The sequence below is a fragment of the Kitasatospora sp. NPDC058115 genome (assembly GCF_042884635.1).
Taxonomy (GTDB): domain Bacteria; phylum Actinomycetota; class Actinomycetes; order Streptomycetales; family Streptomycetaceae; genus Kitasatospora.
The window spans coordinates 56,233-68,316 of the sequence record NZ_JBHVTL010000025.1; the positions used below are offsets into that span (position 1 = coordinate 56,233).

The window sequence follows — 12,084 nt, forward strand, 5'->3', positions numbered from 1 at the left end:
GTGCCCGTGCGGTGATACCCACTGGCGCGGGGGGTGGCCGATGCGGTGTCATGGCGGGTGCATCTGCCAGCACCGTCCAAGGGGGACACCCATGACAGCTCGCGCCGAGCGCACCCCGGCCGCACCCGCCGGCACTCCGGTGGCGGCGGGGGCCGCGCCCACCGCCGGCCGGCTCGGGGCGGGCGTGTGGGTGGCGCTCGCCATCGTCTACGTGGTGTGGGGTTCGACGTACCTGGGGATCCGGATCGCGGTCGAGACCATGCCCTCCTTCCTCTCCGCCGCCGCGCGCTTCCTGACCGCCGGACTGCTGCTCGCCGGCTTCGTGGCCGTCCGCCACGGCCGGGCCGGGCTGCGGGTGGACCTGCGGCAGCTGGGCTCCGCCGCCCTGGTCGGCGGACTGCTGCTGACCGGCGGCAACGGGCTGGTGGTGCTCGGCGAGACGTGGATCCCCTCCGGCCTCGCCGCGCTGCTGGTCGCCGCCGTGCCGCTGTGGATGGTGCTGCTGACGGCGGCGGGCGGCGACCGGCCGAGGCCGGCCGAGCTGGGCGGGGTGCTGCTCGGACTGGTCGGCCTGACCGTGCTCTCCGCCCCCGCGATCGGCGGGGACATCGCGCCCGCCGGCGTGATCGCGATCCTCTGCGGCACCCTGACCTGGGCGTCCGGCTCCTTCGCGGCCAAGCGCATCCGGATGCCCGGCAACGTCCTGGCCTCCAGCGCCTACCAGATGCTCGCCGGCGGGCTCGGCAATGCGCTGATCGGGCTGCTCCGCGGGGAGCAGCACGGCCTGCACCCCGGCGACATCTCCACCCGCTCCTGGCTGGCGCTGGGCTTCCTGGTGGTGTTCGGCTCGCTGGTCGCCTTCACCGCGTACGCCTGGCTGCTGCGCTCCGCGCCGCTGACCCTGGTCGCCACCTACGCCTACGTGAACCCGGTGGTGGCCGTGCTGCTCGGCCGGCTGGTGCTGGCCGAGCCGCTGACCGGCCCCACCCTGCTGGGCGGGGCGATCGTGGTCGCGGGCGTCTGCCTGGTGGTGAGCGTCAGCCGGTCGTCGGCGCGCCCTTCCGCCCGTAGGTCCGCACGATGACCCCGTTGGGGAAGACGCGGGTGTCGGCGAGCGTGAACGTGTGCGGGGCGAAGTCCGTGCGGAACAGCGGCACTCCGGCGCCGATCGCCACCGGGGACTGCTTGACGACCAGTTCGTCGATCTCCGGCAGCAGCCGGCCGGCGAGCTCGCCGCCGCCGCAGAGCCAGAGGCCGAGGCCGTCCTCGCGCTTGAGCTCCCGCACCCGGCCCAGCGGGTCGGCCGCGGTGACCTCCACCGCGGGATCGGGGCTCTCGGCCAGGCTGCGGGAGAAGACGATCTGCCGCAGGTGGGCGTAGGGGTTGGTGAGGCCGACCACCAGGCCCGCCCCGTAGGTGGCGCGGCCCATCAGCACGGTGTCGTAGCGCTTGTTGGGCGCGTCGGCGATCCCCATCGCGGCCCGCCCGGGGGTCGGCACGGTCTCCGGGTACTCCGCGCACAGGTGGGAGAGGAACTCCCCGGCGACGTACGGCATGAGGAACTGGTAGTCGCCGTCCGGGGAGGCGATGAAGCCGTCGAGGGTGGTGCCGACGTAGTAGGTGAGCTTTCGCATCCGTGTCCTTCGTTCCGGTGAATGAACCACGACAGTTATAGTACTTCGCCTGTAGTGGTTGCCAGCGATTTCCTGAGGGAGCTTCAGCGATGGCCCAGAACCCCGCCCGCCGTGCTGCGCTCACCGACGCGGCGATCGACGTCCTCGCCGACCAGGGCGCGCGCGGACTCACCTTCCGTGCCGTGGACCTGCGGGCGGGCGTGCCGGCCGGCACCGCGTCCAACTACTTCGCCAACCGGGACGACCTGCTCGACCACACCGCCCGGCACATCCACCACCGGCTCACCCCGGACCCGGCGGTCATCGGGGCACTGCTGCGCGCGCCCCGCGACCGGGCCCTGGTCACCGCCCTGATGCACGACCTGCTGCGCCGCATCGACGCCGACCGCTCCGGCTACCTCGCGATGCTGGAGCTGCGCCTGGAGGCCACCCGCCGGCCCGAGGTGCGGGCGCGGCTCACCACCACCGTCCGGGAGGAGCTGGAGGCCAACATCGCCTACCACCTGGACGAGGGCTTCCCCGGCGACCGCGAGACCGTCGTCGTCCTCTACCTCGCGATGACCGGCCTGCTCGTCGAGCACCTCACCCTTCCCGGTGTGCTCGGGCCGGAGAACCTCCCGGCCCTCGTCGACACCCTGGTCGCCCGCACCGTCCCGGCGGCCTGAGGCCGACCCCGAGGGCCGGGTGCGCGCGGCGGCCGGCGGTGGCGCGGTGGGGTCCGGGCAGCCGGGGGTGTCCGTCGGGGCAGCGGTGCCGGGGCGTCCGGCCGTTACCGGCCGGTCGGGAGTGACGTCCCGTCAAGGGCGCTGTGAAGCTGGGGAGAAGGGGTGACCGCGGACGACCGGCCCCCGCACCGGCTGCCGTCCGGCAGCCGGGACACCGTGCGCATCGGAGGTCAGTGATGAAGGCGAACCGGCTCGGGAGGGCCGCCGCCTCGGCGGCCGTGGTCCTCAGCACGCTGGCAGGCGTCGTCGTCGGAACGGCGGGAACCGCCGACGCCATCGAGATCCGGCAGGTGGAGCAGACGTACAACCGGTACTGCGACAAGCCGACGACCTCGATCGAGACGACCGAGTTGTGGGGCGGCCGGATACTCTGCGGGGGCGGGTTCGGGGTGGAGATCTCATCGGTCCTCTTCAGGAACGACGGGCGGCAGGCGTTCTTCGTGGGAACGGACCACGCGGTGTGGACCCGCTGGAAGGAGTACGGCGTCATGAGCGACTGGGTCTCCCTCGGCGGCCGCCTGAGCGGAGACGTCACCATCAACGCGTGGAACAGCTCCGGGTTCATCCAGCTGATGGGGAAGGGCACGGACGGTCGGTACTGGTTCGACAACCGCGACGTCAACGGCAGCTGGACCGGCTGGTTCCGGTAGCCGCCGGCCCACCGCGGTCGCACGGTGCGCCGCCGGCCGCTGCGCCCCGACCGCCCGCCCGGTCGTCCCGGGGCCCGCCCGCGCACGGGCGGGCCCCGCACACGGCCGCGGAGCGGACCGTCGCGCCGCCCGGGTCGCCCTCCCCGGCGAGCACGTCCCGGGAGTGCCGCAGGAAGGCCCCGCCCGCCGCCCGGATCCGCGAACCGCCCGCGCCGGCGGGATCATTCGACTACCATCCACCGGGTGCCCGGCACGACGGGGCGGACCGGGGGAGTGGACGTCATGGCGGGTGCGGACGGGCGGACGGCGACGACCACCACGACGCCCCCGTCACCCGGGCCGCCGCCCGCCCTGTGGCGGCAGCGGAACTTCGCCGCGCTCTGGTCCGCCCACACCGTCAGCCAGTTCGGCACCCAGCTGAGCTTCTTCGTGCTGCCCGTCCTCGCGCTCACCACCGTCGGTGCGACCCCCGGCCAGGTCGGCCTGGTGTCCGCGGCCGAGACCCTGCCGTTCCTGCTGATCGGCCTGCCCGCCGGCGCGCTGCTCGACCAGTGGGACCGGCGGCGGGTGATGGTCGTGGCGGACGCCGGCCGGGCGGTCGCCCTGGGCGTCGTCCCGCTCGGCCACGCCCTCGGCGTGCTGAGCGTGCCGCTGCTCTGCGCGGTGGCCTTCGTCACCGGCCTGTTCACCGTCTTCTTCGACATCGCCGACCAGGCCTTCCTGCCCGCCGTCGTCGGGCGGCACCAGGTGGCGGACGCCAACAGCCGCCTGGAGTTCTCCCGTTCGGCCGCCGACCTCGCCGGACCGGGTCTGTCCGGCCTGCTGCTCCAGTGGGCGGCTGCCCCGCTGATCCTGCTCGCCGACGCGGCCAGCTACCTCGTCTCCGCGCTGCTCCTCGGCGCGATCCGCCCTCCGCGCCCGCCCGCCGGGCCGGTCCCGGCCCCGGCGGCCCGGGAGCCGATGCGCACCCGGATCGCCGAGGGCCTGCGCTTCGTCTTCCGCCACCGCGCCCTGCGATCGCTCGTCCTGGCCAGCGCGCTCGCCAACCTGGCCGGGTTCGGCGGCGCGCTCAGCGCGCTGCTGCCCGCCTTCGCCCTGCGGGACCTCGGCCTCTCGCCCGGCCGGCTCGGACTCGCGCTGACCGTGGGAAACGCCTGCGCCCTGCTCGGCGCGCTGTTCACCGCCCGGCTGGCCGGGGTGTTCGGCGTGGGCCGGGTGCTGCTGGCCGCCCGCTGCCTGCCCGGCCTCGGCGTGCTGCTGCTCGCCACGGCCGGGCCCGGCCGGGCCGTGCCCACCCTGGCGGTGGCGGCCGGGCTCCTCGCCTGTGGCAGCACCGCCTACAACATCGTCCAGGTGAGTCTGCGGCAGGCGGTGACCCCGGCGGCGCTGCAGGCCCGGATGAACGCCTCGGTGCGCTTCGTCATCTGGGGCGCGCTGCCGCTCGGTGCGGCCGCCGGCGGCCTGCTCGGGTCGGCGGTGGGCCCGCGGGCGGCGCTCTGGACGGTCGCCGCCGTCTCGCTGCTCTCCGTGCTGCCGCCGCTGCTGACCCGGGAGGTCCGGGCCCTGCGCGACTTCCCCGGTGCCGAGGTCGGCTGAGGCGGCGTCAGGCGAGGTAGGGCGGGCGGCCGGCCCACCAGTGACCGGGGGCCTCGGGGGTGCGGCCGGTCCAGAACTCGATGAGGCCGGAGATGAACTCCTCGGCGGAGAGGGTGCCGTCGCCGTCCAGGTCGAGGCGGTGGAACGCCTCGTCCGTGTCGTCGCGGGAGAGCGCGGAGAAGTGGCCGCGCTGGAAGACGAAGAACTCGCCCGCGTCCACCGTGCCGCTGCCGTCCACGTCGGCGACGGCGAGGAACGCCTCGGCGAGCGCCCCGAAGACGGTCCGGGCGGCCACCGGGTCGTCGGCGAGCGCGCGGGTCGAGGCGACGAACTGGCGGCGGCTGATCGCCGTGGTGCCGATCGGCAGGTGGGAGACGTGCAGGTCGCGCCAGATGGCCAGGTAGGCGGCGACGATCCGCTGTTCGGCGGCCGACCCCTCCGTGTGGCCCAGCGAGCGGGCCACCGCACGGCCCATCAGGACGTGGTCGTGCTCGGTGAGCAGACCGTCCCCGTCGGCGTCGAGGTGGTCGAACCCGTGGTTGATCCTGGCGAGCAGCAGTTCCTCGGACACCCGTTCATCCCCCGGCTGGTCGGTCCCGGCAATCACAACAGCAGCAGTCACAACGGTCGGACGCAGCACGCTAACCCGCCGGGTGCCGGGTGCGCAGCCGAAGCCGCGAAGTGGCACCCGGCCGGCTCCCGGGCCGCCGTTCAGCCCGCGTTCTGGAGCGCCGCGTCCGCCAGTCGCTCGGCCAACTCGCCGAAGACCTCCTGGAGTTGTTCGTCGGAGACGCCGTTGGCGTAGCCCTGGAAGGCGAGCGCGGCCTGCGCCTGGACGGCCGGGGTGGCATAACCCGCGTCGATCGGCAGCGGGCCGGTCGGCGGCCAGGGCAGCGGCCAGTGCCGCGGCCAGGGAATCCGCCCGTGCGGGGTGCCGCACCAGTCGTCGCCCACCTCGGCGAGGACCTGCCGGGCGTCGCCGCCGGAGACCCGGGCGGTGATGGCGGCGTTGGCCACGGCGGTGACGGTGCGGGCGACGGACAGCCGCAGCGCGGCGGCGACCGGCGGCAGCGGCTGCGGGTTGAGCCCGGCTGCCTCGCCGCCGCCCTCGGCGCGGGCCGCGAGCAGGCCGTCCAGGACGCCGTGGCCCGCCTCGTGGGGGATCAGTCCGTCCAGGGCCGCGGGATTGAGACGGCCGACGAGGGCGACCAGGGTGACGGATCGGCGGACGAGCGTGGTCATCGGAAAACCCCTTCTCCGGGGACGGGTGGCCGTGTGCTCACGGTCGGTGACCGATCGTAGGCGCAGCGTCCGCGCGGACGGGGGACCGACACCACCCGCCGCCGCCCGCTACCCGCCGCCGCCCGCCGCCGCCCGCCCGCCCGCCGCTCAGCGGGCGGCGGCGAGCAGTTCGCGGGTGTACGCGGTGTGCGGGGCGGCGAAGAGCCGGTCCCGCTCGGCGGACTCCACCAGCCGGCCGCGGTGCATCACGGCGACGCGGTCGCAGAAGTGGCGGACCACCGCGAGGTCGTGCGAGACGAACAGGAAGGCGACGCCGAGGCGTTCGCGCAGCTCCATCAGCAGGTTGAGCACCTGGGCCTGGACCGAGACGTCCAGGGCGGAGACCGGTTCGTCGGCGATGATCAGCCGCGGTTCGGGGGCGAGCGCCCGGGCGATCCCGATCCGCTGGCGCTGGCCACCGGAGAACTCGTGCGGGTAGCGGTCCAGGTGGGCGGCGGACAGGCCGACCTGTTCCAGCAGCTCGGCGGAGCGCTCGCGGCGCTGCCCGGCATCCAGCGCGGTGTGCAGCCGCAGCGGGGTGTCCAGCGTCTGGGCGACGGTGCGGCGCGGGTTGAGCGAGGCGTACGGGTCCTGGAAGACCAGCTGGACCTCCTTGGCGAGCCGGCGCCGCAGGGCCCGGCCGGGCGCCGTGGCGTCCACGCCGTCGTAGCGCACGGTGCCGGCGGTGGCGGGCTGGAGGCCGGCCAGCACCCGGGAGGTGGTGGACTTCCCGGAGCCGGACTCGCCGACCAGGCCGAGCGTCTCGCCGGGCGCGATGCGCAGGCTGACGCCCTCCACCGCCCGGACCGGTCCGGGCCGTCCGCGGCCCGGGAGCGGCAGGCGCCGGCCGCGGCCGGGGAAGTGCACGCAGAGGTCCTCGACCTCGGCCAGCCAGCGGCCGGACGGCGCCGCGGCCGGCCCGGGGCGGACGGCGGCCCGGGGCGCGGGCGAGGGGTCGTCGACGGTCGGCAGCGGCGCGCCCGGGACGGAGTCCAGGGTGAGCGCGGCCCCCACCAGGGCCCGGGTGTACGGCTCGCGGGGCGCGGCCAGCAGGGCGGCGGTCGGCGCGCTCTCCACCGGCCGGCCGTCGCGCAGCACGAGCGTGCGGTCCGTGGTGCCGGCGACCACCCCGAGGTCGTGGCTGACCAGCAGCACGGCGGTGCCGTGCTCGCGCTGCAGCTCGCCCAGCAGGTCCAGCACCTGGCGCTGGACGCGGGCGTCGAGCGCGGTGGTCGGCTCGTCGGCGATCAGCACGTCGGGGTCGTTCATCAGCGCCATCGCGATCATCACGCGCTGGCGCATGCCGCCGGAGAACTGGTGCGGGTAGTCGCGCACCCGGGCGGCCGGGATGCCGACCCGGTCGAGCATCGCCGCCGCCCGCCGGCGGGCCTCGGCGCGGCCCGCGCCGGGGTGGTGCAGCCGGTACATCTCGGCGAGCTGCGCACCGACGCCGTGGAAGGGGCTGAGCGAGGTGAGGGCGTCCTGGAAGACCAGGGCCGCCCGGCCGCCGCGCACCCGCCGCAGCACGGACTCCCCGGCGCCCACCAGCTCCTGCCCGGCCAGCCGGATCGAGCCGGTGACGGTGGTGGTGCGCGGGTCGTGCAGGCCGAGCACGGCGAGCCCGGTGGCGGACTTGCCGGAGCCGGACTCGCCGACCAGGCCGAGGACCTCGCCGCGGGCGAGGTCGAAGGAGAGTCCGCGCACGGCGGCGACCGGGGCGCCGCCGCGCGGGTCGGCGAAGCTGACGCGCAGGTCCCGGACGCTGAGCACCGGCTCGGCGTCCGGCCCGGAGGCCGCGGAGGGGGCGGGGGCGGGGGAGGTGGTCACGGGGAGGGCTCCAGAACGGGACGGGGACGGTCAGCCGAGGCGGATGCGCGGGTCGAGCCAGGCCACCACGAGGTCGGCCAGCGCGACGAACAGCACGACGAAGCAGGCGGCCAGCAGGACGGCGCCGACCACGGCCGGCAGGTCCTGGCCCTCGACGGCCTCGATGGCGAAGCGGCCGACGCCGTTCAGCCCGAACACCGTCTCGGTGATCACCGCGCCGCCGAGCAGCGCCCCCGCCTCCAGGCCGAGCAGCTGGACCAGCGGCCCGGCCGCGCCGCGCGAGGTGTACTTGAGGTGGGCGCGCAGCCGCCCGAGGCCCTTGCCGCGGGCCGTGCGGACGTACTCCTCGTTCATCGTCTCCAGCAGCTGGGAGCGCGACAGCCGGGCGAACACCGCCGAGTTGACGAAGCCGAGGACGATCCAGGGCAGCAGCAGCCCGCCGGCCCAGGCGGCCGGGTCGGTGGCCGGCGGGGTGTAGGAGGGCAGCGGCAGCAGACCGGTGGTGTAGACCAGTCCCCACTGGGCGACGTACCCGAGGAAGTAGATCTGCACGCTCGCGCCGATCAGGGTGAAGCCGGAGAGCAGCTTGTCCGTCCGGGTGCCGTGCCGCAGCGCGGTGACGAAGCCGGTGCCGAGCCCGAACAGGACCAGCACGGCCAGCGCGCCCGCCGCCAGCGAGACGGTGACCGGCAGGTGGTCGGCCAGCGCCTCGGTGACCGGCTGGTGCAGCCGGTAGGAGTAGCCGAGGCAGGGCGCGTCGCAGTGGATCGTCGAGCCGTCGACGTCCTGGATGTCCCGGCCGGCGACGATCCCGGTCAGGTAGTCGGCGTACTGGGCGAGCAGCGGCTGGTCCAGGCCCATGCTCGTGCGGACCGCCGCGACCTGGCCGGTGTCGCAGCGCGGGCCGCAGGCGGCCCGGGCGGGGTCGGCGGGGCCGGCGTAGAAGAGGGCGAAGGCGGCGGCGGAGACCGCGGCCAGGACGGCGAGCGCCTGGAGGATCCGCCGCAGGGCGAAGGAGAGCATGGTGGCCGGTCCGGGTTCGGGGGGCGTCGGGGCGGCGGCCCCGCCGCGCGCGTTCCCCGTGGGAGGCGCGCGGCGGGACCGTCCGGGGACTTCGGGCGGGTCAGGACTTCAGGTAGAGCCAGGCGAGGCTGACCGTCCCGTAGATCGGGTGGATGAACGCGCCGCCGACGTTGGAGCCGCGCAGCTGGTTGACCGTGGGGTAGGTGAACGGCAGGACCGGCAGGTCCTTCATCACGGTCTGCTCCAGGGCGTACAGCTCCTTGGCCTTGGCGTGCGGCTCGCCGATCTGGTTGATCCGGTCGATCTCCTTGTCCACCTCGGGGTTGCGGTAGCGGGCGGAGTTGAGGTCGCTGCCGGCGCGGCCGTCGAAGGAGAACGGGATCAGGGTGGAGGGCGTCGGCCAGTCGACCGAGCTGGTCTCCTCCCACAGGTCGTACGGGGAGTCGGCGCGGTGCACCTCGTCCAGCAGCGCCTTGGGGTCGACCGGCTTGGGCACGACCGTGATGCCGGCCCGGGCGAAGCCGTCGACCAGCACCTGGGCGACCCGCTGCCCGTTGGGCGTGTTGGCGTAGGCGTAGGTGAGCGCGCCGGGTGCCTGCTTGGCCTTGGCGAGCGCGGCCTTGGCGGCCTCCGGGTCGCCCTCCGGCTTCGCCGGGTCCAGGTCGTACTTCTGCCAGTCGACCAGGGCGGGGGAGCTGAGCGTGGTGGCCAGCTCGCCGGCCCGGGTGCCGCCCTGGACCTGGCGGGCCTGCTGGCGCGGGTAGGCGAGGTTGAGGGCCTTGCGGACCTCGACGTCGGCGACCCGCTCGTTGTTGACCATCAGATAGGTGACGAAGGCGCCCTGCCGGCCGGAGACGACCAGGTCCTTGGCCTTCGGGTCGGTGTCCACGGTCTGGTACAGCTCGGGGGAGAGCACGGTCGCCGCGGTGGTGGCGTTCTCGCCGCCGTCGCGCCCGGAGAGGATCTCCTGGTTGATGTTCAGCGCCTCCTTCCCGAAGGTGAAGACGAACTTCTCCGGGTACTGGCTGCGGATCGGGTCGGTCTCCGGCTTCCAGTGCGGGTTGCGCTCCAGCACCATCCGGGTGTTCTGGACGTGCTCGACGATCCGGTACGGCCCGGTGGCGAAGGGCTGGCGGTCGTAGTCGGTGCCGGTGTCCTTGTCCTGGCGCACCGGCGAGGAGGAGGACTGCGCGGCCATGTACGGCACGTCGGCCTGCGGCTGCGGGAAGCGGAAGACGACGGTGCGCTCGTCCGGGGTCTCGATCGCGGCGAGGTCGCCGTCCTGCGGGCCGCCGTACTTCTTGCGGGCGTCCTCGTAGCTGGCCTCGCCGGTCAGCCACTGCGGCCAGTACGGCGGGCCGACCTCGTAGCCCTTGCCGAAGGAGCGCTCGATGCCGTACTTCACCTGCCGGGAGGTGATCGGCTGGCCGTCCTCCCAGGCCAGGCCCTCCTTCAGCCGGTACGTCCAGGTCCGGCCGCCGTCGCTCGGGGTGCCGGTGTCGGTGGCGAGGTCGCCGACCAGCTTGGCCTTCCCGTCGACCACCTGGTACTGGGTCAGCTGGCGGCCCCAGAGCAGCGAGGTGTTGTAGGTGGCGCCCGCGTACACCTTCTGCGGGTCGAGGTGGCGGAAGTCGGTGGCGTTGTAGACGTTCACCGTGCCGCCCTGGCGGGCCCCGGCGACGGCGGGGGCCGGGCCGGCGCTCTCCTGCTCGGTGCCGAGCGCGGCGGTCAGCGGTGAGGTGTCCTTGGCCGCGCCGGTGGCGCCGGAGGAGCCGGTGCCGGCGCCGGCCGAGCAGGAGGTCGCCAGCAGGGCGGTCGCGAGGACGGCGAGGGACGGTCTGATCCAGCGCATGGCGAATCTCTCCTTGCCCCGGGGCTCCGGGGCGGGTCGGGTGAACGGGTGGAACGGTGAGGGTGGTGGTGGCGCGGGGCCTCAGCGGGCGGCGCGCGGGTCCAGGGCGTCCCGGACGGCGTCGCCGAGCAGGTTGAAGGCGAGCACGAAGAGCAGCAGCGCGGTGCCGGGGAAGACCATGTACGTCGGGTCGGCCTGGAAGACCTCGGAGCCGCGGGAGATCATCCGGCCCCAGTCCGGGACCGGCTCGTTGACGCCCACGCCGAGGAAGGACAGCACCGCTTCGGAGGCGACGAACGCCGGCACCGCCATGGTGGCGTGCACCAGAAGCTGCGCCCGGACGTTCGGCAGGAGTTCGCGCAGGACGATGTGGAATCCGCTCGCCCCGAGGGCCCGGGCGGACTGCACGAAATCCCTTTCCCGGAGCGACCGGACGGTGGCGCGCAGGGAAAGCGCCAGCGGAATCCAGCCGAACGCGGAGAAGACCAGGACGAGCACCAGGAACTGCATCCACTCCGGTTCCGCGGTGCCCGGATCGACCAGCCGGGACTGCACCACCGGGCTGAGCGCGAGCAGCAGGAGCAGCGTCGGGAAGGCCAGCAGGACGTTCGACAGGAAGCCGAAGAGCCGGTCGGTGATCCCGCCGAGGTAGCCGACCGCGACGCCGGCCAGCACCCCGAGGGTGGTGGTGACGGCGGCCGAGACGAAGGCGATCAGCAGCGAGGTGCGGATGCCGTAGAGCAGCTGGGTGAACACGTCGCGCCCGAGGCCGGGCTCCAGGCCGAACCAGAACTCCCCGGAGATTCCGCCGTTCGGCGCGACGGGCAGGCCGCCGTCGCTGAGCAGGCCGGGCGTGTTCTGGCCGTAGTGCTCGGTGGGGTTCTTGCCGTACAGCGCGGCGATCAGCGGGGCCGCCAGGGCGAGCAGCAGGAACAGGAGGACCACGCCGAGCGCCACGGCCCCGGTGCGGTCGCGGCAGACGCGGCGCAGCAGTCCCGCCGGGGCGGGTGCCGGGGGCGGTGCCGGGGCGTCCGGCGCTGCGACTTGTTCGACCACTGCCATGAGAGGCGTACTCCCCGAATTCTGTGCCGCCCCGTGGGTGAGGGTGCGTCGACGTGCATTTCCGGCCGGTCCTTCCGGGGGTTTCCCGGAGGGCCGGCAGGCGTCATCAGATCGGACCGGAAGGGGTTTTCGCAAATCATTCCGACGGTGGTCGCGGAGTGGTTCGGACCCTTTGTTTCGGGAATTGTGACGGCTTCATTCCGCCGCAATACTGCTGTAGCAGGAGAACGGACATAGCCGGGCAAAGTGCATGTCATGTCCGCTGCCGTCCCGTATGGTGAGATGTCCGCCACAGGCCGTCCGGCGTTGGTACGATTCCGGCGGGCCGCGACTGGCGCGCACGGATGGAATCGACCATCGGGAAGCGGCCCCGTGCCGGATCACGACGCAGTTGCCGAGCGCCTGGGCCCCCCGACCTCCCCACCAGGAGACCG

Annotated in this window: 11 protein-coding genes and 1 riboswitch; of the genes, 4 read left to right on the forward strand and 7 right to left on the reverse strand. The window is 74.3% G+C overall.

Features of this window, described 5'->3' with window-relative positions:
• Positions 1-91: 91 nt before the first annotated feature.
• Entirely contained in the window at positions 92-1,084 is a 993-nt protein-coding gene (locus ACFVVL_RS25495) for an EamA family transporter (protein ID WP_387678984.1), read from the forward strand.
• Here ACFVVL_RS25495 and ACFVVL_RS25500 read toward each other — a convergent pair.
• The gene (locus tag ACFVVL_RS25500; protein ID WP_387678986.1) at positions 1,038-1,634 is read right to left on the reverse strand and encodes a dihydrofolate reductase family protein; all 597 of its coding nucleotides are present in this window, start codon (positions 1,632-1,634) and stop codon (positions 1,038-1,040) included. The two genes, ACFVVL_RS25495 and ACFVVL_RS25500, sit on opposite strands and share 47 nt — an antisense overlap.
• Positions 1,635-1,723: 89 nt before the next feature.
• Between ACFVVL_RS25500 and ACFVVL_RS25505 the strand changes: the two genes are divergently transcribed.
• The 3 genes from ACFVVL_RS25505 (at position 1,724) to ACFVVL_RS25515 (ending at position 4,605) form a co-directional block, all read left to right on the forward strand.
• Positions 1,724-2,299, forward strand: a complete 576-nt coding sequence (locus ACFVVL_RS25505) for a TetR/AcrR family transcriptional regulator (protein WP_380287485.1) — start codon at positions 1,724-1,726, stop codon at positions 2,297-2,299.
• A 236-nt stretch (positions 2,300-2,535) separates the two neighbouring features.
• Positions 2,536-3,009, forward strand: a complete 474-nt coding sequence (locus tag ACFVVL_RS25510) for a hypothetical protein (RefSeq protein ID WP_387678990.1) — start codon at positions 2,536-2,538, stop codon at positions 3,007-3,009.
• Between the two features lie 243 nt (positions 3,010-3,252).
• On the forward strand, positions 3,253-4,605 hold the full coding sequence (locus ACFVVL_RS25515; RefSeq protein ID WP_387678993.1) for an MFS transporter: 1,353 nt from the start codon (positions 3,253-3,255) through the stop codon (positions 4,603-4,605).
• 7 nt (positions 4,606-4,612) lie between these two features.
• Here ACFVVL_RS25515 and ACFVVL_RS25520 read toward each other — a convergent pair whose 3' ends face one another.
• From ACFVVL_RS25520 to ACFVVL_RS25545, 6 genes are all read right to left on the reverse strand, one after another.
• Positions 4,613-5,176, reverse strand: coding sequence for an EF-hand domain-containing protein (locus tag ACFVVL_RS25520; RefSeq protein ID WP_380287488.1), 564 nt, complete (start codon positions 5,174-5,176; stop codon positions 4,613-4,615).
• 140 nt (positions 5,177-5,316) lie between these two features.
• Positions 5,317-5,847, reverse strand: coding sequence for a hypothetical protein (locus ACFVVL_RS25525; protein ID WP_387678997.1), 531 nt, complete (start codon positions 5,845-5,847; stop codon positions 5,317-5,319).
• Between the two features lie 147 nt (positions 5,848-5,994).
• Positions 5,995-7,713 carry a dipeptide ABC transporter ATP-binding protein gene (locus ACFVVL_RS25530; protein ID WP_380287490.1) on the reverse strand — a complete coding sequence of 573 codons (1,719 nt, stop codon included), beginning with the start codon at positions 7,711-7,713 and terminating at the stop codon, positions 5,995-5,997.
• Positions 7,714-7,743: 30 nt separating this feature from the next.
• On the reverse strand, positions 7,744-8,736 hold the full coding sequence (locus ACFVVL_RS25535) for an ABC transporter permease (RefSeq protein ID WP_380287491.1): 993 nt from the start codon (positions 8,734-8,736) through the stop codon (positions 7,744-7,746).
• Positions 8,737-8,836: 100 nt separating this feature from the next.
• Entirely contained in the window at positions 8,837-10,588 is a 1,752-nt protein-coding gene (locus ACFVVL_RS25540; RefSeq protein WP_380287492.1) for an ABC transporter substrate-binding protein, read from the reverse strand.
• 81 nt (positions 10,589-10,669) lie between these two features.
• A complete protein-coding gene (locus ACFVVL_RS25545) occupies positions 10,670-11,650 on the reverse strand; it encodes an ABC transporter permease (protein WP_380287493.1) in 981 nt (326 codons plus the stop codon).
• Positions 11,651-11,967: 317 nt separating this feature from the next.
• Positions 11,968-12,065, forward strand: a riboswitch (ZMP/ZTP riboswitch).
• Positions 12,066-12,084: the final 19 nt, after the last annotated feature.

Bases quoted from the DNA above. Each gene is read 5' to 3' on its own strand.
- ACFVVL_RS25495 (WP_387678984.1), top strand. From the start codon at position 92: ATGACAGCTCGCGCCGAGCGCACCCCGGCCGCACCCGCCGGCACTCCG.
- ACFVVL_RS25505 (WP_380287485.1), top strand. From the start codon at position 1,724: ATGGCCCAGAACCCCGCCCGCCGTGCTGCGCTCACCGACGCGGCGATC.
- ACFVVL_RS25525 (WP_387678997.1), bottom strand. From the start codon at position 5,847: ATGACCACGCTCGTCCGCCGATCCGTCACCCTGGTCGCCCTCGTCGGC.
- ACFVVL_RS25535 (WP_380287491.1), bottom strand. From the start codon at position 8,736: ATGCTCTCCTTCGCCCTGCGGCGGATCCTCCAGGCGCTCGCCGTCCTG.
- ACFVVL_RS25510 (WP_387678990.1), top strand. From the start codon at position 2,536: ATGAAGGCGAACCGGCTCGGGAGGGCCGCCGCCTCGGCGGCCGTGGTC.
- ACFVVL_RS25545 (WP_380287493.1), bottom strand. From the start codon at position 11,650: ATGGCAGTGGTCGAACAAGTCGCAGCGCCGGACGCCCCGGCACCGCCC.
- ACFVVL_RS25540 (WP_380287492.1), bottom strand. From the start codon at position 10,588: ATGCGCTGGATCAGACCGTCCCTCGCCGTCCTCGCGACCGCCCTGCTG.
- ACFVVL_RS25500 (WP_387678986.1), bottom strand. From the start codon at position 1,634: ATGCGAAAGCTCACCTACTACGTCGGCACCACCCTCGACGGCTTCATC.